The sequence below is a fragment of the Brevibacterium sp. CSND-B09 genome, assembly GCF_052906525.1.
In genome coordinates this window covers 2,497,594-2,521,060 of record NZ_JBREGI010000001.1, presented here as the reverse complement: position 1 = coordinate 2,521,060, position 23,467 = coordinate 2,497,594, and the positions used below count along the sequence as shown (strand labels likewise).

22 protein-coding genes and 1 riboswitch are annotated in these 23,467 nt (G+C 64.8%); of the genes, 12 read left to right on the top strand and 10 right to left on the bottom strand.

From position 1 onward, the window contains the following. Positions 1 to 2: 2 nt before the first annotated feature. Positions 3 to 737: a DUF998 domain-containing protein gene (locus ACU4IU_RS11260; protein WP_446656766.1), complete on the bottom strand. Its 735-nt coding sequence runs from the start codon at positions 735 to 737 to the stop codon at positions 3 to 5. 99 nt (positions 738 to 836) lie between these two features. Here ACU4IU_RS11260 and ACU4IU_RS11255 point away from each other — a divergent pair, with 99 nt between their 5' ends. The 4 genes from ACU4IU_RS11255 (at position 837) to ACU4IU_RS11240 (ending at position 3,483) form a co-directional block, all read left to right on the top strand. Then, positions 837 to 1,610, top strand: a complete 774-nt coding sequence (locus ACU4IU_RS11255; protein ID WP_139467912.1) for an isocitrate lyase/PEP mutase family protein — start codon at positions 837 to 839, stop codon at positions 1,608 to 1,610. Between the two features lie 66 nt (positions 1,611 to 1,676). Next, positions 1,677 to 2,438, top strand: coding sequence for a VOC family protein (locus ACU4IU_RS11250; RefSeq protein WP_446656765.1), 762 nt, complete (start codon positions 1,677 to 1,679; stop codon positions 2,436 to 2,438). 69 nt (positions 2,439 to 2,507) lie between these two features. Continuing rightward, positions 2,508 to 2,993: a hypothetical protein gene (locus ACU4IU_RS11245; RefSeq protein WP_446656764.1), complete on the top strand. Its 486-nt coding sequence runs from the start codon at positions 2,508 to 2,510 to the stop codon at positions 2,991 to 2,993. Positions 2,994 to 3,186: 193 nt separating this feature from the next. Then, complete coding sequence (locus ACU4IU_RS11240; RefSeq protein ID WP_446656763.1) at positions 3,187 to 3,483, top strand: hypothetical protein; 297 nt, start codon at positions 3,187 to 3,189, stop codon at positions 3,481 to 3,483. Between the two features lie 2 nt (positions 3,484 to 3,485). On the opposite strand, the gene ACU4IU_RS11235 is transcribed toward ACU4IU_RS11240, so the two are convergent. Continuing rightward, positions 3,486 to 5,624, bottom strand: a complete 2,139-nt coding sequence (locus ACU4IU_RS11235; RefSeq protein WP_446656762.1) for a RecQ family ATP-dependent DNA helicase — start codon at positions 5,622 to 5,624, stop codon at positions 3,486 to 3,488. Positions 5,625 to 5,718: 94 nt separating this feature from the next. After that, complete coding sequence (locus tag ACU4IU_RS11230; protein ID WP_139467908.1) at positions 5,719 to 6,192, bottom strand: hypothetical protein; 474 nt, start codon at positions 6,190 to 6,192, stop codon at positions 5,719 to 5,721. A 148-nt stretch (positions 6,193 to 6,340) separates the two neighbouring features. On the opposite strand from ACU4IU_RS11230, the gene ACU4IU_RS11225 reads away from it, so the two are divergent. Then, positions 6,341 to 6,925, top strand: coding sequence for a TetR/AcrR family transcriptional regulator (locus ACU4IU_RS11225; protein WP_446656761.1), 585 nt, complete (start codon positions 6,341 to 6,343; stop codon positions 6,923 to 6,925). Between the two features lie 37 nt (positions 6,926 to 6,962). Here the strand turns inward: ACU4IU_RS11225 and ACU4IU_RS11220 are convergent, their stop codons facing one another. Next, positions 6,963 to 7,862 carry an ArgP/LysG family DNA-binding transcriptional regulator gene (locus tag ACU4IU_RS11220; protein ID WP_446656760.1) on the bottom strand — a complete coding sequence of 300 codons (900 nt, stop codon included), beginning with the start codon at positions 7,860 to 7,862 and terminating at the stop codon, positions 6,963 to 6,965. A gap of 70 nt (positions 7,863 to 7,932) precedes the next feature. On the opposite strand from ACU4IU_RS11220, the gene ACU4IU_RS11215 reads away from it, so the two are divergent. Together ACU4IU_RS11215 and ACU4IU_RS11210 are read left to right on the top strand one after the other, a co-directional pair. Next, on the top strand, positions 7,933 to 8,532 hold the full coding sequence (locus tag ACU4IU_RS11215) for a LysE/ArgO family amino acid transporter (RefSeq protein WP_446656759.1): 600 nt from the start codon (positions 7,933 to 7,935) through the stop codon (positions 8,530 to 8,532). A gap of 63 nt (positions 8,533 to 8,595) precedes the next feature. Next, complete coding sequence (locus ACU4IU_RS11210; protein ID WP_446656758.1) at positions 8,596 to 9,315, top strand: AAA family ATPase; 720 nt, start codon at positions 8,596 to 8,598, stop codon at positions 9,313 to 9,315. Between the two features lie 355 nt (positions 9,316 to 9,670). On the opposite strand, the gene ACU4IU_RS11205 is transcribed toward ACU4IU_RS11210, so the two are convergent. Both ACU4IU_RS11205 and ACU4IU_RS11200 read right to left on the bottom strand, forming a co-directional pair. Then, the gene (locus ACU4IU_RS11205; RefSeq protein WP_172171794.1) at positions 9,671 to 11,848 is read right to left on the bottom strand and encodes a YhgE/Pip domain-containing protein; all 2,178 of its coding nucleotides are present in this window, start codon (positions 11,846 to 11,848) and stop codon (positions 9,671 to 9,673) included. A 40-nt stretch (positions 11,849 to 11,888) separates the two neighbouring features. Next, complete coding sequence (locus ACU4IU_RS11200; protein ID WP_446656757.1) at positions 11,889 to 12,746, bottom strand: ATP-binding cassette domain-containing protein; 858 nt, start codon at positions 12,744 to 12,746, stop codon at positions 11,889 to 11,891. A gap of 378 nt (positions 12,747 to 13,124) precedes the next feature. Here ACU4IU_RS11200 and ACU4IU_RS11195 point away from each other — a divergent pair, with 378 nt between their 5' ends. After that, on the top strand, positions 13,125 to 14,204 hold the full coding sequence (locus ACU4IU_RS11195) for a tellurite resistance/C4-dicarboxylate transporter family protein (protein WP_446656756.1): 1,080 nt from the start codon (positions 13,125 to 13,127) through the stop codon (positions 14,202 to 14,204). A gap of 194 nt (positions 14,205 to 14,398) precedes the next feature. On the opposite strand, the gene ACU4IU_RS11190 is transcribed toward ACU4IU_RS11195, so the two are convergent. The 3 genes from ACU4IU_RS11190 to ACU4IU_RS11180 form a co-directional block, all read right to left on the bottom strand. Next, positions 14,399 to 14,965: a DUF805 domain-containing protein gene (locus ACU4IU_RS11190; protein ID WP_446656755.1), complete on the bottom strand. Its 567-nt coding sequence runs from the start codon at positions 14,963 to 14,965 to the stop codon at positions 14,399 to 14,401. Positions 14,966 to 15,260: 295 nt separating this feature from the next. Next, a complete protein-coding gene (locus ACU4IU_RS11185; RefSeq protein ID WP_446656754.1) occupies positions 15,261 to 16,574 on the bottom strand; it encodes an MFS transporter in 1,314 nt (437 codons plus the stop codon). Between the two features lie 89 nt (positions 16,575 to 16,663). Then, positions 16,664 to 17,152 (bottom strand): MarR family winged helix-turn-helix transcriptional regulator, encoded by a 489-nt coding sequence (locus ACU4IU_RS11180; protein ID WP_139467898.1) that lies wholly within the window; start codon positions 17,150 to 17,152, stop codon positions 16,664 to 16,666. 201 nt (positions 17,153 to 17,353) lie between these two features. Then, positions 17,354 to 17,482: riboswitch (FMN riboswitch) on the top strand. 114 nt (positions 17,483 to 17,596) lie between these two features. On the opposite strand from ACU4IU_RS11180, the gene ribD reads away from it, so the two are divergent. The 4 genes from ribD to ribH all read left to right on the top strand — a co-directional run bounded on the left by ribD (position 17,597) and on the right by ribH (position 21,371). Continuing rightward, positions 17,597 to 18,691, top strand: coding sequence for a bifunctional diaminohydroxyphosphoribosylaminopyrimidine deaminase/5-amino-6-(5-phosphoribosylamino)uracil reductase RibD (gene ribD / locus ACU4IU_RS11175; protein WP_446656753.1), 1,095 nt, complete (start codon positions 17,597 to 17,599; stop codon positions 18,689 to 18,691). A 53-nt stretch (positions 18,692 to 18,744) separates the two neighbouring features. Then, the gene (locus ACU4IU_RS11170; RefSeq protein ID WP_139909204.1) at positions 18,745 to 19,461 is read left to right on the top strand and encodes a riboflavin synthase; all 717 of its coding nucleotides are present in this window, start codon (positions 18,745 to 18,747) and stop codon (positions 19,459 to 19,461) included. Continuing rightward, positions 19,454 to 20,839, top strand: a complete 1,386-nt coding sequence (gene ribA, locus ACU4IU_RS11165) for a GTP cyclohydrolase II (protein WP_420096135.1) — start codon at positions 19,454 to 19,456, stop codon at positions 20,837 to 20,839. The genes ACU4IU_RS11170 and ribA overlap by 8 nt, the downstream gene beginning before the upstream one ends. A 61-nt stretch (positions 20,840 to 20,900) precedes the next feature. After that, positions 20,901 to 21,371: a 6,7-dimethyl-8-ribityllumazine synthase gene (gene ribH, locus ACU4IU_RS11160; RefSeq protein ID WP_139467895.1), complete on the top strand. Its 471-nt coding sequence runs from the start codon at positions 20,901 to 20,903 to the stop codon at positions 21,369 to 21,371. Between the two features lie 204 nt (positions 21,372 to 21,575). Here ribH and poxB read toward each other — a convergent pair whose 3' ends face one another. Continuing rightward, positions 21,576 to 23,291: a ubiquinone-dependent pyruvate dehydrogenase gene (gene poxB / locus ACU4IU_RS11155; RefSeq protein ID WP_446656752.1), complete on the bottom strand. Its 1,716-nt coding sequence runs from the start codon at positions 23,289 to 23,291 to the stop codon at positions 21,576 to 21,578. Positions 23,292 to 23,467 lie beyond the last annotated feature (176 nt).

Genomic DNA, 23,467 nt, shown 5'->3' with positions numbered 1-23,467 from the left:
CGTCAGCGCCCGGAGGTGAGTTCGCGCTTTCGCCTGGAGGCGTCACGCAGCTGCATCCATCCGGCGAGGATGAACCAGATGAGGAACGGGTAGGACGCGGCTCTCTCGACGATGCCGACGGGCAGGTTCCAGGTCTCGGGAGCAGCCAAGAACAGTGCTCCGGCGAGACCGAACGCGCCCAGTCCGAGCGTGAGCCCGCCGAAGTCGACGGGACCGATCCAGCGTTTCTCGGGCCAATGAGTCAAGGCGATGCCTGCGGCGAGCAGACCGAGATTCTGGATTGCGGATCCGCCGAAACCGACGACAGCATGCAGAGTCGGGTCGATATCGGCGGGGACCATGCCGGTTCCGGCCAACAGCATTCCGCCGGCGGCGAGTAGGAAGGATCCGCACCTGCCCCAGCGACTCGGGGCGATCCAGTCGTGCCAGATGAAGGCGATGATCGCGAGCATCGATCCGGCGATGATGGAAACACCGTTGACGAAGGGATGGGCCGGTGAGCAGACCTCGATCGGGGTTCCGACGTCTCCCCAGTCCCCGCATCCGGTCATCCCCAGATGGCTGATGGGCTGCTGAGTGAACGAATAGCCGCCTTCGGACATCAGTGCCGCGGGAATCTCGATGAGGATCGTGGCCATGCCGGCAAGCACGGCGAGGAGTGCCCATACCCGCTCGGGTTTGGGCGAAACGCGGATGGTGCCCGAACCGGCCACCTCTGCTCCTCCGTACGGCGACATCGGATGTTGTTCACGCTATCACTGCGCCTGCCTGAAACCTTCTGGTGAACCAGTCCGACCCCTGGCGTGTCGAGGCACAACAGTGGAAAAGTATTGACCATGGTCGATTACACGGTTCTCGCCGAACGCGCTTTCACCCTTCTGCAGGGACATCACCAGGACGAACCTCTCGTGCTGCCGACTGTCTGGGATGCCTGGTCGGCTCGTGCGATGGTCGACGTCGGTTTCAACGCTCTGAGCATCGGGTCGCACCCGCTCGCCGATTCGCTCGGCCACGGCGACGGTGAGCAGATGACGCTCGAGCAAGCGCTCGAGGGGATCTCACGGATCACCTCGGCGGTGGATGTTCCGGTCACCGCTGATCTCGAATCCGGATACGACACCCCCGCTCCCGAGCTCATCGCCGGTCTCCTCGAGGCCGGAGCGGTCGGTGTGAATATCGAGGACACGGTGCACAGTCGCGGCAGCATGCGCAGCCCCGAGGAGCATGCCGAATACATCTGGAGTCTGCGCCAAGCGGCCGAGGCTCAAAGGGTCCACGTCGTCATCAACGCCCGCACCGACGTGTTCAAATATCCCGGCGACTTCGAGGATCCCACCGCCGAGGTGGTTCGACGTCTGCGTCTGTGCACCGACGCCGGCGCGGACTCCGTCTACCCCGTCCGTCTGCCCGATGTGGGCACACTCAAGTCGATCCTCGCGCAGATCACTCTGCCGCTCAATGTCACCGCGCACCCGATCAAGGGCGCGGTGCCAGAAGAACTCGACCTCTCACAGCTCGCTGAGCTCGGGGTCGGGCGCGTGACCTTCGGTCCGCTTCTGCAGGCGGCGCTGACCGACTGCTTCGCGGATTTCACGCGCGCTTGGCAGTAGGGTCATCCCGCTGCCGTCGGCACCATTCACTGCAACTCACCTCCACCCATCACAAGAGGAGACGCAATGCCTGCCAACCCCCGCGAAGGCCAGCCGATCTGGATCGACTATGTCTGCCAGGACTTCGAGGCCGCCCAGAACTTCTACAATCAGCTCTTCGGCTGGGAATTCACCGACATGGGTGAGGACTTCGGCCACTACAACATGATCACGAAGGACGGAGGCAACGTCGGCGGCGCCATGCGAGCCATGAACATGGACGGCACCCCGAGTCCGGAGATGCCCACGGCTTGGTCGACCTACCTGCACACTGGGAACATCGCCGGAGTCCACCAGGCAGCGTTGGGTGCCGGTGCTGCGGACGTCGTCGGACCCATGCCCGTCGGCCCGCTCGGCCAGATGGCCGTCGTCGTCGATCCGACGGGATCACCTATCGGCATGTGGCAGCCTGGTGAGTTCTCCGGCTTCGATACTCCGCTCTCACCGGGAACTCCCGTGTGGTTCGAGCTCATGACGACGAACTACCAGGCAGCGAATGATTTCTATGCCAAGGTCTTCTCATTCGACATCACTCCGATGGAGGGCTTCCCGTACTCGACGCACGGCGACGGTGACGCGGCTGTGGCCGGGATCTGTGACGCCAGCGAGTGGGCACAGAATTCCTATTGGCGCACCTACTTCAACGTCGAAGACGCCGATGCCTCGGCAGCGAAGGTGACCGAGCTCGGCGGCAAGGTGCTCGCCGGTCCGGAAGACTCCCCGTACGGACGCATCGTCACGGTCACCGATCCGGAAGGCGCGACGTTCCAGCTCCAGCAGAATCTGTGACCGTCAGCCTCGCCGAGGCGGCCCGGTTCTGTTCCGGTCGGCTGCACTGCGGCAGTCGCTGATCCGGCTGTGACTGACACCGACCGTTTTGAACCTCTGCGGCGGCGATTCCTCAGCCTGGGGCTCGGGGAGATCGTCGCCGCAGCGGTCTTCGCTGTCGTTCCGACACGTCTCGCTTTCGTCACGGCCGATCGAGCCGAAGCAGCGCTATGGGCAGCACTGTCCCCGCTGCTCTTCATCCTCGTTCAGGCCGGAATCTACTGGCTGATCGCTCGGCATCATCTGCCGGCCCCGATTCCAAGACCGGTCGCTCGAATCTATCGGTTTCTGCGCGTCATCAACCCGCTGGTGCTTCTCGCCTCACTCATCGGCATCGTCGTCGCTTGGCCCGGCGTTTCGCTCAGCGCGGTTCTCATCATCGTCATCTGGCTGTTTGCGGTCGCCGAGTACATCAACTATTTCCATGTCCGACTCTCCTACCCGTGGTCGCAGTGGGCAGGTCAGGTCGGCCGCCTGTCAACTCCGCGCCTGGTCAGAGACCTGCAGAGGAGTTAGAGCTACCGCTGTAAGTCATCCAGCACGCTTGATGGTGAGCTTTGAAAGCATGCGGTCGCTGAATAGTCTCAGAATGAACATCGCGACAGTCTCTGTATTTATGGCATCTTCAATCGCCGACGTTTAAGCTCGAAACCAATAGGCCGACGGCCGAGAGTGTCGCACGACTGTAAGTCAAAGAGGGCGGATCCATTTGGACATCAGCACGGAACTGAACGGCAGGATCGAATACATAGTAATTCCAGCGATTCAGAAGCTGCTTACTGTTGCCGAATTCGAACAACTTACTATCGAATCTGAGGGGTCTAGGCTCGATCGATTCGTAGCGTCTATTCAGGCATGCGGAGAGACTCTCAGCGTCATCGTTTCAGATTCCTATATGCACGAAAGCATGGATGAGGCGCGAGATCGATTCTTCGAAGATCTTCGAGATGAAATATCGGAGACCGAATTCGGCTGGGGTCAGCTCCGGGACGGCTCGTCGAATTGACCTCAGGCCCGGAGTGCAAGGGCAAACGGCAGCACCGAGGTGGCTCCCGCCTTGCGCAGCAATCGTGCGCAGACCGTCATCGTCCACCGCGAGACGACCTCGTCGTCGACCAGCAGCACTGACTTCCCGGCCACTGCCTCCTCGATCTCCGGAGGAACAACGAAGGCCTCATAGAGGTCCTTGACGCGGAAGGCACTGTTGACATCAGGGGTGCCGTGGTCGTCGACCTGCAGCAACTCACCCCCATCGACAAGACGGCCGGCCGCGGCGAGATTCGCGGCCAGAGACCGCACCGTCACAGGACGGCGATTGCTCGGGATCGATACGACCACCTCGGGCCGTGTTCTCCAATTCCACTGTGCCAGGACTTCAAGACACCACTTGCCGATCTGACCGGGCACCTCTGCATCGGGAGCATCAGGGGCGAGAAACGAGCGCAGACTTTGCCCCTGTCCGAGGTCGGAGAGGCGGGCGATGGCACGTCCCTCCTCGGCGAGCTCTTCGGCGGGGATCCGACCCTTGAGCGGGACGCCGATGTTGGCGAGTCCGCTGGGCCAGGTGCTGCGCGGCTCGATGGGCAGGCCGATCTTGTGCAGGTTGCCGGCCGCCGCTTGGCGCTGTTCGTCGGAGATCTCGGCGGAGAACCACACGCCGGCACAGTTGTCGCAGCGCCCACACGGCTGCGGGTCGGGATCGTCGAGCTGACGGATGAGGAACTCCATCCGGCACTGCTCTGTCGCCTCATAATCGAGCATGGCCTGGGCCTCTTCGGCTCGGACGGCCGCGACCTTTTCGTACCGTTCCCGGTCGTAGGTCCAACCCAGCCCGGTTGAGACGTACCCGCCTTTGACCTTCGACACCGCGTCTTCGACTTCGAGGGTCTTGAGCAGCAGGTTGAGACGGGAGCGTTTGGTTCCGACCAAAGTTTCCAAGCGGGCCACGGACAGGGGGCCGTCCGCCTCGGCGAGGGCTGCGAGCACGGCGTTCGCATCGTCCTGATTGGGCATCGACGCAGTCGCAAAGTACTCCCAGATCTGTTCGTCTTCCGCTCCGGGCAACAGCAGGACATCGGCGGAGTCCGTGGCGCGTCCGGCGCGGCCGACCTGCTGGTAGTAGGCCACGGCTGAGGAGGGCGCGCCGATGTGGATGACGAATCCGAGGTCGGGTTTGTCGAATCCCATGCCCAGCGCCGAGGTGGCCACCAGCGCCTTGAGCCGATTGTCCTTGAGCTGCTGCTCGAGTTCCGCGCGTTCTTCGGCATCGGTCCGGCCCGTATAGGCGCGGACCTCGTGGCCCTGTTCGCGCAGTATTCGGGTGATGTCCTCAGCGGCGGAGACGGTGAGCGTGTAGACGATTCCGGACCCGGTGAAGTCGTTGAGATGGGAGGCCAGCCAGGCGATGCGGGCACTGGCGTCGAGCCCGGGGAGGACACCGAGGCGCAGGGAATCACGTGCGAGCTCACCGCGGACGACGGTGGTGTCGTCGCCGAGCTGCTCGGCGACGTCGGTGACGACCCGGGAGTTTGCGGTCGCGGTCGTCGCGAGCACCGGGGTGTCACGTGGCAGTTCGGACAGGATCCGTCCGATGCGGCGGTAGTCGGGGCGGAAATCGTGGCCCCAATCGGAGATGCAGTGGGCTTCGTCGACGACGATGAGTCCGAGGAAAGCCAGCAGCTGCGGCAGCACTTCGTCGCGGAACTGCGGATTGTTCAGCCTCTCCGGGGAGACGAGGAGGACGTCGAGGCTGCCGGCCTTGAGGTCCTCGAGCACGGAATCCCATTCAGTGACGTTCGAGGAGTTGAGGCTGGCGGCACGGACTCCGGCACGTTCGGCCGCGGCGATCTGGTCGCGCATGAGCGCCAGCAGCGGGGAGATGATGAGGCTCGGCCCGGTGCCCGAGGCTCGGAGCATACGAGTGGCCACGAAGTACACGGCGGACTTGCCCCACCCGGTGCGCTGGACGACGAGGACGCGTTTCTTCGCCTGCACGAGGTCGCGGATGGACTCAAGCTGACCGTCGCGGAACTGTGCGTTCGGGTTCGCGGTGAGCTCGGCGAGGATGCGCTGCGCCTCGATCGCGAAGTCATCAGGGGTGCCGGGCGACTCGGCAACGGGTGGGGGTGTCGGGGTGGATTCCGTCATGGGGCCAGTCTAGGTGGAGGGTGTGACACGGCAGGCCCATCCCCCAGTTGGCCTGGGCAAAGCATGTCCTTCACTTTCCCTTTGCTGCTGCTCCTCAGCGCAGGGCGAGCTCGATGCCCAGGGTGGCGAGCACTCCGAAGAGGACGCCCCAGAGGATGATCGAGATGACCTGCCAGAAGGCCACAACATTGCGGTTTGCACCGAAGCCGACCATCGCGGACGAGGTGATCTGCGAGGGCAGGAGTGTCTGGCCGAGCAGCGAAACTCCCGGCACGCCGAATTTGTCGAACATGCGCTTGAGCCGCTGCCGTTTCGGCTTCTCCTCGACCTCTTTGTTCTTCGTCGCCTTGTCGCGGATGGCACCGGCGCCGTAGACGAAGGCGAGCATTGAGATGACGTTGCCGATGATGGCCATGAGGATGGCGACCACGGGGTGGAGTCCGATCGCGACGCCGATGACAGCGCCGAAATACGACTCGACGAAAGGGATGGCCGAGACGAGCAGAATGCCCGCCCACTGCAGCCAGTCGGGGATGTTTCCGGCGAATTCCTGCAGACTGTCGATCATGAGGGCTCTCTCTTCTTCCGTTCGGGTCCTCTGGTCGGGTCAGCACACTGTTCCTGCCGCGCCGCATCGGCGCCTTGGCACACCGTACTAGTACAACGTACTATACACTGAGTTGAAGCATCGTTGTCAATGAAGCGAGGAGTCACGGTTGTCGAAGCGAGATGAAATCGTCGCCGCAGCCATTCGCCTGGCTGAGGGGTCGCAGCCTGGGCACGCGAACCTCAGTGTGCGCGCCGTGGCCAAGGAAGCAGGGGTCGGACCATCGACCCTGCGCCACTACTTCCCCACCCAGGCAGACCTCCACGAAGCAGTCGCTCGGCGTTCCATCGACACCGTCGTCAAGGATTTCTCCATCGCTGATGTGAACCGCGACCCGACCGACCGGCTCTATGAGTGCTGCGCCCAGTTCCTGCCGACCCACGAGCATCGAGATGTGCAGCTCGAAACCTGGTTCTCCATGCACCTGCATGCCCTCGGGGCGGAGAAACGGGCAGTCTCTCGGCGCCTCCTCGAACACGGTCACCGTGTCACCTATGACAGCCTGCATCGCTGGCTGAATCTGCTCGCCGAGGAGGGGCATCTCGACCCGACTGAGGTGGCGCCGACCGCCACAGCACTCTTCACCACCGTCGACGGCATCGCCCTGCACTCGATCATCTCTCCCGAGACCATGACCGTCGACGCCGCACATGAGCAGGTCAAGTGGACGATCAGCAAGCTCCTCAGCTCCTGAGCGGATCAACAGAGGGCAGTTCAGCTCCGCCCCCGAATCACCGCATGACGGCGGCCGCGCGACGCAGTGCGTCGGTCAATCGGGAGAGCTTGTCCGAGGCCAGAGTCCAGTGGTGCCAGTACAGCGGCACGTCGATATGCGGCTCCGCGCCGATCTCGACGAGGTCGGCTTCGAGACCGTCGAGCTGCATAACCGGCACCATCCCCCACCCGAGGCCTGCCTCCACGGCGGCCGCGAACTCCGCTGAGCCCGGCACGACCGACATCGGGGGCCGACCTTCGACTCCGCAGCGCCTGAGGAACTCGAACTGCAGATCATCATCCTGTCCGAAATTCACCATCGGCAGTCTGGTCAGATCCGCCTCGGTGCCGGTGGAATGCCGATCGAACAGGAAGCGTTCGGCCACGGCGGTGTAGCGCATCGTCCCGAGCTCGGCGACCGTTGTCCCGTATCCGCCGGTCGCGGTCGAGGTGATCGTGCCGAGCACTTCTCCAGAGGCCAAGAGCGGCAGCGCCTTGTCCTGATCGACCATCTCGATGCGGACGACGACATCGTCCCAGCCGGCCGCCTCGGCGAAGATCGGGCGGAACCACGTCGCCATCGAATCGGCATTCACCCCCACCCGGAGCACCGTAGGCTCACGACCCCGGTCACCGGATCCGCCCGCCCCGAGGGAGTCGGCGTCGATGCCGTGCAGCCGGTCGAGCGCCTCGGACTCGAGCAGCTCAACCTGCCGAGCATAACGGAGGATCGCCTGCCCCGCCTCGGTGACGGTGATCGGATTCGATCGTCGGATGAGCACCTGCCCGAGGCGGGACTCGAGTGTGCGGATGCGCTGACTCGCCGCCGAGGCGGTGATGCCGAGTACGAAGGCCGCTCCCTCGACGGTGCCTTCGTCGACAGCGGCGGCGAGCGCCTTGACGTGATCGATGTTCATGAAGCAATTGTGCATCAGATGCATATTCTGTTGTTTTTCTTCTGATCAGTCGGTCTCTACTGTTGAGTCCGTGCTCACTCATCTCGTCACCGGACTTCTCACCGGCTGGTCCCTCATCATCGCCGTCGGCCCGCAGAACGCACTCCTGCTGCGGCAGGGGATCCGTCGCGAGCACCTCGGCGTCGTCGTCACCATCTGCATCGTCGCCGACGTGCTGCTCATCGCAGCGGGCACGGTGGGGATCGGGGCAATCGTGCTGTTGGCGCCGTGGGCGCTCGAAGTCCTGCGCTGGCTGGGTGTGGCCTACCTGCTGTGGTTCGCGTGGACGAGCCTGAAATCGGCGCGCGAAGCCACCGGGCTGAAGGCGGACACTCATCAGCGGTCCCTCAAGTCCATCATCGTCACCACTCTGGCGCTGACGTTCCTCAACCCCGGCGTCTACATCGACACCGTCGTCATGCTCGGCAACCTCGCGAATCAGCAGGGTTCGGACGGGGTGTGGCCGTTCACATTCGGGGCAATGCTCGGCTCGATCAGCTGGTTCCTCGTCATCGGCTACGGCGCCCGTGGGCTCTCCCGTTACTTGGGGCGGCCGCGAGTCTGGCAGGTCCTCGACGTCATCATCGCCGTCGTGCTCGTGCTGCTGGCCGCGCGGCTGGCGCTGGGGTAGGACGTTGCGCCGAGGCGACCGACGTCGTCGCCGATGTCAGTGCCCATCGGTACCGTCGCAGACATGGATCCCCGCATCGACCTGCCACTGCGTTCTGTGGCCGAGCATGCCCTGTCTCCTCCGAAGCTGAGTCCCTGGCTGCGTGATCTGCCGGCCGTTCGCGACGTTCTGTCCGGCTTCGAGTTCGATCGGACGACCGTCTTCGTCGGCGAGAACGGCTCGGGCAAGTCGACCATCATCGAGGCCATCGCCACGGCTCTTGACCTCCCGCACGGCGGCGGCTCAGATTGGGAGGTGCGCGATCACGTCGAGGCGCCTCCCGAACTGAGTGAACACCTGCAGATCGTGCGCGGAGCGACAACGAATCGCAGCGGATTCTTCCTTCGCGCCGAAACGATGCACGAGAACATGGCCTATCTCATGAGCGTCGGTTCGATACGCGGCCATCACTATGCGCAGCGCTCGCACGGCGAGATGTTCGTCGACATGCTGACGAGCCGCTTCATGGACCTCGGGCTATGGATCCTCGACGAGCCCGAGAGCGCTCTGTCGTTCACAGCCTCGCTGACTCTTCTGCAGCTCATCCGCGAACGCCAGCGGAAGGGCCTGCAGACCGTCATGGCCACCCACTCCCCCGTCCTCGCCCGAGCCGACAACGCGAAGATCGTCGAGGTCGGCGAGTGGGGCTTGCGCGAATCCGCGTGGGAGGACCTCGACATGGTCGATCACTGGCGCCGCTTCCTCCACGACCCGCAGCGATACCTGCGCTACCTCGACGACTGAGCCGCCGCTGACGCCCGCTACGCCAGAGGCGGCACCGCTCCTTGCTCTGCAGACACACACGGCTTGCACCCGGGAAGCTCCAAACACCTCGGCGAAGGTTGCCTGATCTCCTCCCACTCGATTTCGCTGGATTGTTGGGTCGACCCACGGCGTTTCAAGCAGCGAAAACACCGTGGATCGACCCAACAATGCGCCGACAGCGTCTGGCATCCGCAACGGGCCACGCCCGCGCTGCGACGCCCGCGCTGCGATCAGGCCTGTAAGTCCGCAGCAGCCCTGTGCCCTGCAACAACTCTGCAGCCCGCACCCCTAGGCACCCCCGCACCCCAAGGCACGACCCTGCAACCGGCCCGGCCTACAGCTGCAGACTCGGGTGGAGCTGAGTGAGCGTGACCATACGCTTGCGGCTGCAGACCACGGTTGTGGCAACCAGACAGATTGCGGTCATCAGCAGCAGGACCACGGCTGCCTGCGCGGCGATGAACATGTCACCGCCGGCAACCAGTGTGCGCAGACCGCTGACCGCGTGCGTCATCGGCAGGAACGGCGAGATGATCTGGAAGATCTTCGGCGCCGTCTCCACCGGATAGGTTCCGCCTGCCGATGCGATCTGCAGCATCAGCAGAACCAGGGCAATCAGCCTGCCGACACCGCCCAGGGCCGCGACACACAACTGGTGCACGGAGTGGAAACAAGCCGCCACGAGCATCGAGAACAGCAGCGTCCACAACCACGATCCGGCCGAGAAGTCCAAGGTGAAGGCGAGGATCGCATAGAGGACCGCGACTTGGGCGATGCCGAACAGCAGCCCGGGAACGTAGCCGGCCCATGCGATGCGCGACGAGGTGGCCGATGAGAACAGTGCTCGGTATGGGATGGCGTTGAGCACCATGTAGGTGATCATTCCGCCGATCCACAGGGCCAAGGAGACGAAGAACGCGGACAGTCCTTCGCCATAGGCATCGACGGCATTGTCCTTGACCTTGTCCGCATCGACAGGGACAGCTACGACGTCCGACCGGTGCTCCCGATCCTTCTTGTCGTAGGTCGGGATCTGCTCGAGTCCCTTCTCCAGCCCGTCGGCGAGTTCCCCGGAACCGTCTTCGAGTTTGCCCGCACCTTTGTCGAGTTCGGTCGACCCGTCGACGAGCTGCTCCGATCCGTCCTTGAGATCACCGGCTCCGTCCTTGGCCTTCGCCGTGCCGTCCTTGAGCTGGACGGCCCCGTCATGCAGGTCACCGGCCCCCTTGGCGAGCTTGCCCGCTCCGGCGTCGAGCTTGATCAGTCCGGAGTGGAGGTCATCGGCACCGGTCGCGACCTTCTGCGCTCCGTCGTCGAGCTGACCGATCTTCTTATCGGCCGTGCGGATCTTGTCCATCACGCCGTCGACCGCGTCGGTCAGCTTGTCCTCGAGGCTCTTGGCTTCATCCTTGGCATCGGAGGCGCGCTGGTGTGCGGAATCGAGGTCCTCGCCGAGGCCGTTGGCATCCTCGGCGAGTTTCTTGACGTTCGGGTCGTCCGGATAGTCCTCCTGCAGCTGCTTGATCCGGTCGTCCATGTCCCCGCGCACGGTGGTGCGGGCGTCGTCGAAGTCCCCTTCGGCGCGCTCGAGCTTCGGTCGCGCTCCGTCGACGACGTCATCGGCCTTGCGTTTGACGTCCTCGGCTTTCTTCGTCGCCTCATCGGCGGTATCTCGCAGCTCTGAGGTGCCGTCGGCGACCTGCCCGGCACCGTCCGCGAGTTTCTTCGAGCCGTTCTTCGCTTCGGTGGTGGATTTCGCCAGGGTATCGGCCCCGTCGGCGAGGTCGCCGCTGCCCTTCTTCAGCTCGCCCGCACCCTTATCGAGGTCGATGAGCCCGGTCTGCAGCGTTCCGATTCCTTTGTCGAGCCTCGTCGTCCCGTCCACGAGCTCTCCGGTGCCGTCGTGGAGTTGGCCTGCTCCGTCGTGCAGGTCGGACGCACCGTTTGCAGCTTTCTCCGTCTCCGAATGGATGTCGTTGAATCCGAGATAGACCTGGTTGACGTACTCGGCGGTCGTCGTCTTGCTCAGTCCGCCCTTGATCTCGGAGAGGATGGTCCCGGCCACCTGTCCGACGATGAAGTTGTGGGCGTCGTCGGTGCGCAGCCGCAGCCCTGCCTGCTCCGGATCGTCACCTCCGGTCGACACGAGCATCTCGGAGAAGTCCGAGGGGATCTCGAGGACCGCGAAGTATTTCCCTTCGGCCAGTCCCTCGTCGGCTTCCTCTTGGCTGGTCTCCTGCCAGTCGAATCCGCCTTCGCCCTTCGGCGTGATCTCGTCGACGAGTTCCTGACCGGCGTTGAGCTTCTCTCCGTCCGAGTCGGGCTTCTCCGCGCCGGTATCCTCGTTGACGATTGCCGCCTGCAGCTTGTCGAGGTGCTCGGTCGGGTTCCAGTTCGAGGCGAGGTACAGCCCGCCGTAGATCGACGGGATGACGATGATGACGATCATCGCCAAGCGCGTAATCGTGTGGCGTTTGAATCGTGAGAGTTCTAACCAGGGCAGGGAGAACATTCGGGAATCTCCTCGGATTCGTATACGTGGGGCAGGCAGTTCAGTGTTTGGACCCGCGATGAGCGGGAGGGTGGGGCGGCAGTTCGAGTTCGACCAGCGACGGCTCCGCGCGGAAGCCGAGCGATCTGGTGGCGATGTCGAGTTCGCTCGAGTCCTCGCAGGAGACGATGACCGTGAGCGGGTTCTCGGGATCCCGTGATCTGCGCAGCTGCTGGTAGATGAGGATCCCGGCCCAAGCACGGGCTCGGTCGGCGGATTCGCGCAGGTAGTCGATGTTGTCGATGACGACGACGGGTGGGCGGCTGAGGCTCGCCAGCCCGAATTCGAGGAAGAATTTCTGTAGCTCACTCAGCTCGGAGACGAATACCTCTCCGTCATCGTCGATGAGGAAGTCCGCGCGCTGGGCGTCCTGCTTCGAGAACGTCCCCGGCGGGAGTTCGTCAATGATCTCCGTAGCCGTGGTGAAGGTGTCCCGGATGAGACCGATGACCTCACGCAGGGTCGATTTCGACGCCCACGGCTTGTACCAGGGCTGGAGCATGATCTGTCGTTCGGCGACGTGCTGCGCAACCGTGAAATCGTCCTCAAGATCAGTCAGCCCGCCGATATGTCCGACCGCAACCCGCCCGCGCACGGTGCGGGCCTGCTTGCGGATATCGATATCGCCGAGGCGGCCCTCCCCCGCGGAGACCCGCATCCTTCCAGCCAAGGACAGGAGGAGAGAGGTCTTCCCGCTGCCGGCGGGACCACGGACGACAGCGATGGCACCGGTCGGCACCTCGAGGTCGATATCGGTGAACACATCGCCCTGTTTGCCGGACAGCGACCAACCGTGCAGCGCGACCGCTGGCGCGTCGATGTCGGTGTCCTCGGCGAGAGTGTCCGTTGTGCTCTCCATAGCCATCGCTCCCAATCGTCTGTGCCCTCGTCGATCCGGTCAGTGCCGGATAATTCTGCACCGCGCAGGTGACTGCAGACTACGCCACCACCGGCAGGTGAGGGTGTGGAGCGGGCGACTCCACGCGAAGTTACCCATTGGTAACACCAGTGAATTCTCTCATGAAAATGACGCGAGAGTGACTCGAGAAGACCCAGATGTCACGAATTGCACATCGATTCGCTGGACAGAGGCCATCGGGCGGACTCTCGGGTGGCCTCTCGGTGGGGACCGCGGAACGGTTCAGGAGGGCGGGACTGCAACGCGGTTTCAGGGGTGGGGTCGTACTATCGAAGACGTCGATGTCCCTCGACACACGACGACGAGAATGAGGAGCGGATGAGCACGGCCGATCGCAACCTCACCGGACTGCACAGACGGTGGGGGCTGAGCCCTTCGACGCTGGCTCCCGGATGTTTCGCCTCGGTGATGGCGACCGGCATCGTGTCGATCGGTGCCGAGCTCAAAGAGCTGCACTCGCTGTCAGTGGGTCTGTTCTGGATCGCCGTCGCTCTGTATGTGTCCTTCACCGTACTCACCGTGGTGCGGATCCTCCGATATCCAGAAGCTGTTCGCGCCGACCTGCATGATCCCTCCCGGGCGTTCGGGTTCTTCACCGCTGTGGCAGGCACGAATGTCCTGGCGACGGGGCTCGTCGGTTTCGGCTTGATCCCGCTGGCCCTCGCCTTCTTCGCTCTCGGCGGTCTGCTCTGGCTGGTGCTCGGGTACGGGATTCCCTTCACCGCGATCCTCGGGTCGAGCACACGGCCGGTATCTGCAGGGGTGAACGGCACGTGGCTTGTGTGGGCGGTGGCCGCTCAGTCAGTGGCGGTGGTCGCCGCGAGCCTGGGGATCGAGCTTCCGAACACCGCATATCTCGAGCCCGGTCTGGTCGCATTCCTCGCGCTCGCGGCGGTGGTCATGTGGGCGGTTGGACTGGCGCTCTACGTCGTCTGCGTGATTGCGATCGGCGTGCGCGTGCTTCGGCATCGGTTCGGGCCCAAGGACCTCGATGCTCCGTATTGGGTGACGATGGGGGCACTGGCAATCACGATCGTTGCGGGTTCCCGGATTCTCGATCTCGGCGACGCTCCCCTGCTCGAAGCGACACGTGTACTGGTCGGCGCCTCCTCGGCGCTGCTGTGGGCGATCGCCACGTGGCTCGTCCCGGCGCTCGTCGCCGCAGGAGCCTGGAGGCATGCCGTCCACCGGGTGCCGATGACCTATTCGGCCGGGCTGTGGAGCATGGTGTTCCCAGTCGGCATGTACGCCGTGGCGAGCATCTACCTGGGCCGGTCGGATCATGTGCCGACGATCGAATGGATCGGGCTCCACTGGTACTGGATCGCACTGACCGTCTGGGCGATCGTCTTCGTCACCATGGTCACGTCATTCGTCAGAACCCTCCGCAGTCGCTGATCGCTCGGACCTCCTCGGCGGGGTCTTCGCAATCCGTCCTCTTGGCAACACAACACCCCGCCAGTGGCTTCTCGCACCATTGCAATGGTGCGAGATGACACTGACGGGGCGTTATGGTTGCGCAGCTGTGTTACGTGTCAGCAACTAGACGTGATGCTCCGCCCGAGCACAGGCGCCGCAGTCAGACCTCGAAATCAGACGTCGAAGCGCTGACCCTCGGGCTTGGGCGGCATGATCTCCATAACGAGCACAACGATTCCGCCGATAGAGGTCAGGGTAAGCAGGTAGAAGAGGCCGGAGAAGCCTGCATCGTGGAGGCGGCGCCAGGAGACAGCGATCGACGGCACGATCGTGGCCAGGACAAACACGCCGAGAAGGACCCCTCCGATGCCCATCAGTGCAATGCCACCGCCCGAGGGCGCCCCGCCCCCGTAGGGATCGGCAGAAACAGACGCCGCCATCATCACCGCTCCGATGATGACAAGAATGTAGGGCACCAGCGCAACGAGAACGCAGAACAGCGTCGCCCACCAGAACTCGCTGCGCGAGGCGCGCCCGCTGAACTTCGCGTAGTTCTTGAAGAAGCGCTTGACGGCCTGGCCGAAGGAAGCGCCGTAGAGCGGCAGTGAGAGGTCATCGGGGCTGGCGGCACCGCGTGGCGCTCCACCGAAGCCCTGCCCTCCATAGCCCTGGCCGGCGGCACCGGGAGCTCCTTGACCGGGTGCGCCGGAGTTGTATGCTGCATTCGCGTCGTAGGACATGATGACCTTCATTTGTAGGTGACGTTTCCGATCGCGCTCCGACGTCGATGGGCCGAAAATGCTCAGCCGATCTTCAGGAAGCGCGCACTCTATTCTGCACCAGGCATTCCATCGATCATGTGTCGCACCGGTTTCAGATCTGCAACACAGCGCATGATTCACTCATTTGTCATGGTCCGGACACGGAAACGGCGCCCGAGGAATGATTCCTCGGACGCCGTGATCCGCGAGCCGCTGCCGCTTCGAAAAGGCTCGACCTCGTCGACGATCAGCACTGCCTGCAGGCGAGTTCGCCTCAGGCGTCGCCTCCGGTGAGGGCATAAGCCTCGTCGACCGACGACTCATCGATATGCCCGTCGACGCGACGCAGCTTCTTCCAGCCGAGCGAGATGACAACGACCGACAGCAGCACGGCCCCCGCACCGAAGAGGTACGGAGATCCCGCACTGATCGATTCCGACACCGCACCGGCGACGATCGGCGCAACGGCACCGCCGATGAAACGCACACCCGAATAGGTCCCCGAGGCGACCGGACGAGGCAGGTCGCTGACCTCCATCGCCGATTCCGTGAACACCGTGTTGAGCACGCCCAGAAGCATGCCGGCCACGATGATGCAGACGATGATCCCGGCCAGCGATTCGACGAGGAAGGACATGACGCCCAGCAGCACGGCCAGTGCGACCAGGGTGACGATGAGGCTGCGACGACGCCCGATCCGCTTGGTCAGCACCGGAGCGCCGAACACCGAGGTGATCGCCACGCAGATGCCCCAACCGAAGAAGACGTAGCCGAGGCCCATGGCGCCGAAGTCCTCCATGCCCAGCTTCGCGGCGGCAGCCTCGACAGGGAACGGGCTGTAGGCCAGCAGGATGAAGAAGCCGAAGTTGTAGAGCAGAGCGGAGACGCCGAGGATGGCGACACCCGGACGGGCAAGCGCACGAAACGTAGCGCTGAGCTTGATCGGCTCCGCCGAGGCCCCATTCGAGCTCGTTCCTCCCGGCAGCAGCACAACGATGGCGATGAAGCCGATGGCCATGAGGATTGCGGTGCCGAAGAACGGTCCGCGCCAGGAGATGCCGCCGAGCAGTCCGCCGAGCAGCGGGCCGGTGGCGATGCCGACGCCGAGAGCAGCCTCGTAGAGGATGATCGCCTTCTCAGCACCACCGGACGCGGCACCGACGATCGTCGACAGAGCGGTGGAGATGAACAGCGCGTTGCCCAGACCCCAACCGGCGCGGAAGCCGATGATCTGGTCGACGGAACCGGAGAATCCAGCCAGAGCCGCGAACGCGACGATGAGCACGAGACCGATGAGCAGCGTGGTCTTCGCACCGATGCGCGAAGACAGGAAGCTCGTGAAGAACATCATTCCGCCGGTGATGAACAGGTAGCTGGTGAACAGCAGCATCGATTGGGCGGGGGTGGCGTCGAGCTCGGCCGAGATGGCCGGCAGGATCGGATCGACCAGGCCGATGCCCATGAAGGCGATGACCGCGGCGAACGCGACCGCCCAGACGGCACGCGGCTGGCGAAGGATCGACGCTCCCGCCCCGGAATCGCCGGGTGTTTCGTCCCCTGTTGTTTCGTTGTCTGCTGACGCTCTCATCTGCTGGTCGCGTCTCCTTTCCTATGGTGCGTTCCGCTTGCGAAGTCCGATTCGGAAGCGTGGTTGAAAAACTGAGGTGTGTGCTGCGGCTAGCCCGCGGCCGAGTCGGAGTCCGATTCGTCGGCGGGTTCGTCGACGCCGTCGACCGGGTGGCGGTCCTTGAGGAAGTCCGAGACCAGTCCGAGCGCACGATCGACGCTCTGCCTCTCCTCGACGCTCAGCGACTCGAAGTAGGGCTGCATCTGCTCGATCATGATCGACCGGTTCTCCGCCAGCCTCGCCCGCCCGGCTTCGGTGAGAGAGAACTGCGACGCCCGGCCGTCCGTGGGACTGGGTTCGCGCACGACGAGTCCGGCTTCTTCGAGTTTGGCGAGGAGTTTCGTCGCCGCGGGCTGAGAGCTCAGATATCCTTGCGCGAAATGGCCCACCCGTACGGGCTGATACTGCTCGACGACTGCGAGCGCACGCAGCGCCGCCAGCGAGTTCTCATTGCCGATCACTCGTCGAAACGCTCTGGTCAGGCGCGACGAGACGACAACGAGCCGCGACACGAGTTCAGCCGAATCCACATCATCCATAACATATTTATATACCCAGGTTATGCATTTCGGCAAATCATGGTCACCGCGAGCGCCTTCCCGTCGCTCGCGAACGCCGGCCCGCCCGGACCACGGAGACACTCCACCCCATCCGCACGCAAAACCGCTCCCACCCCGCCCAGATGTCACCATGTGACGGACCTCACGGCCGCCTCGGTGATGGTCATGCTACTCTGGCCTCACATGTTCCGGGGACGGTGAAATTCCGTACCGGCGGTCATAGTCCGCGAGCCGCTCGCATTCGTGCAGGCGGTTGATTCGGTGAAATTCCGAAACCGACAGTCAGAGTCTGGATGGGAGGAGCATGGTGGCCTCGGCCGCTGTGTCTGGTGCAATCGACCGCACCGTCGCACGCGACTGAGACGCCCTGATGGTTGCACCCGCAATATCCTCCCTCCCGGCGAAGGCTCGGGAGGTTTTTTCATGGGCGCGCAGCCAGGCGACGCAGCGGAATTCACGGACCTCGAATCCGCGGCGATGACCGCTGCCCTCAATGCGGCCCGCGAAGGAGTTCGCGGAGCGAATCCGCTGGTGGGCGCGGCAATCCTGACAGCCGATGGGCAGATCGTCACCGGTCACCACGGAGGTGCGGGCACGCCCCACGCCGAGGTGGACGCGATCACCACCGCCCACGACCTCGACATCGATCTGACCACCTCGACGCTGTTCGTCACGCTCGAGCCCTGCGCCCACCACGGCCGGACCGGCCCCTGCACCGAGGCGATCATCAACGCTGCGATCCCCTCCGTCGTCTTCGCGGCCCCCGATCCGAACCCCTTGGCCGCGGGCGGTGGAAAGACCCTCGCCGAGGCGGGGCTGACGGTCCGTTCGGGACTGCACGAAGACGACTCCCGCGCTCTCAATGCCCGCTGGGTCCGGTCGACGGCCGAGGCCCGCCCGTTCGTCTCGGCGAAGATCGCACAGAGCCTCGACGGGGCCGTCGCCGCCGCCGATGGAACCAGTCAGTGGATCACCTCCGCGGAGTCTCGCGCACACGCTCACGAGGTCCGGGCCCGAGTCGACGCCATCCTCGTCGGCACCGGCACCGCCGTGGCCGACGATCCGCGTCTCAATGCCCGGGGCCCGGACGGAATCGCACTCGACGACCAGCCGCGGCCCGTCGTGCTCGGCACCTCGGAACTGCCTGTCACATCGTTTCTCGCCTTCAATCCGAACACTCTGCAGCTGCGCACCCACGATGTCCGTGCGGCCCTGGACGAACTGTACGCCGCCGGAGTACGCCACCTCCTCGTCGAAGGCGGGCCGACGGTGCTGGGCGCGTTCTTCTCCGCAGGGGTCGTCGACGAGGTCTTCTGCTATCAGGCTCCGCTGCTCATCGGCCCCGGCCGCAGCAGCGTCGACGGCTTGGACATCGGCACGCTGTCCGATGCGCTGCAGCTGATCCCCGACGACACGGAGACACCGGCGGTGTCACGGCTCGGCCCGGACTTCCTGCTGCACTTCACAACTGCGGATCCGGAAACTGCCGAAACCGGCTCTCCCGAACCAGGTACGTAGCCGCCGCACTCCCCCAGCCACCACCGACCACCGCCTGAAGAATCAGGAGTCACATGTTCACCGGAATCATCGAAGAACTCGGCACCGTCGAGTCCATCGAGCACACGAACGATTCGGCCGCGATCACCATCGACGCCGGCCCCCTCGTCGCCGACCTCGACCTCGGCGGCTCGCTGTCCGTCAACGGAGTCTGCCTGACTTCGACGAGGCAGCCCACCGAGCAGCGTCCCGGCCTATTCACCGCCGAGGTCATGGGCGAGACCCTGCGCCTGACCGGGCTCGGCTCCTTGGCCACGGGCGACCGCGTCAACCTGGAACGCTGCACGCCCGCCTCGGGGCGCTTCGACGGGCATGTCGTCCAAGGACACGTCGACGGACGCGGCGAACTCCTCAACCGCATCGACCGACCCGACTGGTCGACCCTGCGCATCGGGATCCCGAACGACCTCGCACCGCTGACCGCGATCAAGGGGTCGATCGCGCTCAATGGTGTGTCGCTGACGCTGACGGCCGTGTCCGAACCGAGCGCACCCTCGGCGTGGGTGGAGGTCGGCCTCATTCCAGCCACCCTGGCACACACGACGTTCGGCGAGCTGCCGGTAGGCGCGGCCGTCAACGTCGAGGTCGACGTGCTCGCGAAGTACACCGCACGCCTCCTGTCCTTCCGCACCGATGGCGGCGCCGCCGACGCGGTCCCCACTCACTCGAGCCCCGCCTCGGCGGACTCATCGCTTTCGAACAGCACCCAGCAAGGAGTCGATCATGACTGATCCCATCGCCCACGCCAGCCGCCTCGATCCCATCGATGCGGCCATCGCAGCCGTCGCCGCCGGCCGACCCATCCTCGTCGTCGATGATGAGGACCGGGAGAACGAGGGTGACCTCATCATGGCCGCCGAGTTCGCCGATCCCACGACGATGGGCTTCTTCGTCCGGCACACCTCGGGCGTCATCTGCGCACCCATGACAGCCGACCGAGCCGCGTCCCTGCGTCTGCCGCCGATGGTCACCGACAACGAGGATCCGAAGGGCACCGCCTACACGGTCAGCTGCGATGCGGTCGGGGTGACCACGGGCATCAGCGCCGCCGAACGCGCCGAGACCGGTCGAGTCCTCGCCGCCGCCGGTCCGGATCCGACTGCGATCTCGCGGCCCGGCCACATCTTCCCGCTCATCGCCAAGGACGGCGGGGTCCGCGAACGTCCAGGTCACACCGAGGCCGGAGTCGAGTTCGCGCGCCTGGCCGGTGCTCAGCCGGTGGCGATGATCGCCGAGGTGGTCCACGACGACGGTTCGATGATGCGCTTCGACGCGGTGCGCGACTTCGCCGACGCCCACGACCTCGTCATGGTCTCGATCGAACAGCTCATCGCCTACCTCGAGCTGCGTGACGCGGATGAGTCCAACGACTCCGCGGCGTCCGTGTCTTCGCCTTCGGACGATTCCCGCACTGAGGCGGCCGCCTCGGTGAACATCGCCGGTGCCCCTGGTGGGGACGAGTCGGTTGAGGCGACCGCGGAGGTGGCTCTGCCGTCGGAGCACGGCAGCCTGCGGGCCCGCGCGTTCACGATCAACGGGCATGACCACCTCGGCGTGTTTGCGGGGTCCCCGGATTCCGACTCAGCGGGTCCGGCACCTCTCGTGCGGCTGCATTCGGAGTGCCTGACCGGGGATGTCTTCGGTTCGCACCGGTGTGACTGCGGTGAGCAGCTCGACCTGGCGCTCGGCCTCATCGCCGAACACGGCGGGGCGGTGCTCTACCTGACCGGGCACGAGGGTCGCGGAATCGGGCTGAGCAACAAGCTGCGCGCGTACGCCCTGCAGGATCAGGGGCGGGACACCGTGGATGCGAACCGGGACCTCGGGTTCACCGACGACGCCCGCGACTACCGTGCCGCGGCGACAATCCTGCGCTCGCTCGGGTTGACTCGCATCCGCCTGCTCACGAACAACCCGGCGAAGACCTCGGCTCTCGAAGAGCTGGGCATCACGGTCGACGCTGTGGTTCCGCTCGAGGTCGCGGCGCGGCCAGAGAACACGCACTACCTGGCCACGAAGCGCGAACGCATGCACCATGTGCTCTCGCTGCCGGAGGTCACGGGCACATCCGGCACTGGCGCGGGCACCGCCGGGGCCGTCGCCAGCTGAATCTCGGCCCCACACAGACACGAACCAGGCTCTGCGGAGCCTTCGAACAAAGGACACAATCATGGCTCATTCCGGAGCACCAGAACTCACCGTCGACGCCGCTGACCTGCGCGTCGCCATCGTCGCCGCCTCCTGGCACACCCAGATCATGGACGGGCTCGTCGACGGGGCCCAGCGCGCCGCCGCCGAGGCCGGAGCCGAAGCCACGCTCGTCCGCGTGCCCGGCAGCTTCGAACTGCCCGTCGCCGCGGCCCGCCTGGCACCGCACTTCGACGCGGTCGTCGCCCTCGGTGTGGTCATCCGCGGCGGCACCCCGCACTTCGACTACGTCTGCCAAGCCGCCACCGACGGCCTCAACCGGGTCGCCATCGACTCCGGCAAGCCGGTCGGATTCGGCGTCCTGACCTGCGACACCGAACAGCAGGGACTCGACCGTGCCGGGCTCGAGGGCTCGGTCGAGGACAAGGGACATGAGGCGATGACCGCCGCCCTCGTCACAGCTCAGGCCCTGGCGCCGTACCCTCAGATCTGAGCAGGGCTGAGTGGCGGGGCCTCCTCGGGCGAGCGGGTCGGCCGACCTCGGCTTCCTCAGACCGATCGGACCGCAGAACCTGCTTCCCCACAGATAAGTGTGCGCAGATTGCCCGTTTGGGTGTCCCAAGTGGCAATCTGCGCACACTTATCGTGCTGTGCGGCAGGTTGCGCCGGCGCCGCAGTCCCCGCAACCTGACTCAGCTCAGAAGAGCTGACGGATGTTCGTCCGGGCGAGATCGATGAGTTCGTCGCCCTTGCCCGAGAGCACCGTGCGGATGGCGTAGAGCGCGAAGCCCTTGGCCTGCTCGACGGTGATCGACGGCGGCATCGACAGCTCCTGGCGTTCGGTGACGACGTCGAGGACCGCGGGTCCCGGGTAGGCGAGGAATTCTTTGACGACCTTTGGCAGGTCCTTGGACTTCTCGACGCGGAATCCCTTGATCCCGACCGCCTCGGCGATGGTGGAGAAGTCGGGATTGTCGAGGTCCGTACCGAAGGTGACGAAACCGGCCGCCTTCATCTCGAGCTCGACGAAGTTGAGCGAGGAGTTGTTGTACACGACCGTCTTGACCGGCAGCTTGTTCTGCGTGAGCGTGATGAGCTCACCGAGCAGCATGGCCAGTCCGCCGTCACCGGCGAGCGCGATGGTCTGCCGGTCCTCGAACGCCGACTGCACGCCGACGCTCTGGGACAGGGCGTTGGCCATCGATCCGTGGCTGAAGGATCCGATGAGGCGGCGCTTGCCGTTCATCGTCAGGTAGCGGGCCGCCCACACCACGGGTGATCCGACGTCGGGAATGAAGACGGCGTCGTCATCGGCCATCTCGTCGAGGAGCCGGGTCAGGTACTGCGGGTGGATCGTCCGCTTCGATGGTGTGGCCAGCTCGTCGAGGTCCTTGCGCGTCCTCTGATAGTGCTTGGTCAGGGACTTCAGATGCGTGCTGCTGCGGTTGGCCTTGATCTTCGGCAGCAGCGCCTCGACGGTGTCGGCGACCGTTCCGACAAGCGGAATGTCGACCTTCGTGCGCCTGCCTATCTGGGACCCGCGCACATCGACTTGGATGACGGTCGCATCCTCGGGGTAGAACTGCTGGTAGGGCAGGTCGGTGCCGAGCATGAGCAGAGTGTCGCAGTCCTTGAGCGCGGCGTAGCCGGAGGAGAATCCGAGCAGACCGGTCATGCCTACGTCGTAGGGATTGTCGGGTTCGACGAATTCCTTGCCGCGCATCGTATGGACGATCGGGGCCTGGAGCTTCTCGGCGATGGCGAGCAGCTCATCATGGGCGCCCTCGGTGCCTGCACCAGCGAGGATCGTCGTCTTCTTGCCCTTGTTGAGCGCCTTGGCCGCGGCCTCGACCTGGGACTCCGCGGGAATCATGTGCGACGGATAGGCCCGGACCTCCTCTGCGGCGGCATCGATGTCGGCCAGGCCGACGTCACCGGGGATGACGAGCACGGCCACGCCGCGCTTCTCGATGGCTTCTCGCATGGCGATGCGCAGCAGGCGGGGCATCTGCTCAGCCGAGGAGACGTTCTCGACGTAGACGCTGCAATCGCGGAAAAGCTCGGTCGGGTGGGTCTCCTGGAAGTAGTTCGAGCCGATTTCGTCGCTGGGGATCTGTGCGGCGATGGCCAGCACGGGAACTCGCGAACGCTGGGCGTCGAAGAGTCCGTTGATGAGGTGGAGGTTGCCGGGTCCGCAGCTGCCGGCGCAGACCGCGAGCTCACCGGTCAGGGCGGCCTCGCCGCTGGCGGCGAAGGAAGCGGCCTCCTCGTGGCGAACGTGAACCCATTCGAGCTGCGGGTTCACGCGGAGGGCATCGGTGAATCCGTTGAGCGAGTCTCCCGGGATGCCGTAGACGCGCTTGACTCCGCTCGCGACGAGGGTATCGACGATGTTTCTGGCGACGGTGGGCATTGACTTCCTTCCGTTGAACCATGGCACCGGGGTGCATTCACAGCCCCGGCAGGGGGCGGCCCCACGTTTGGGGCCTTGACCGCGCTTTCAGTCTAGTCCCGAAGTCCACCAGGGCGGCTGTCCGATTCCTCACCCTCCAGTGCGGGAATATCCTCGCCGAGGCGGCCCTCACTTGG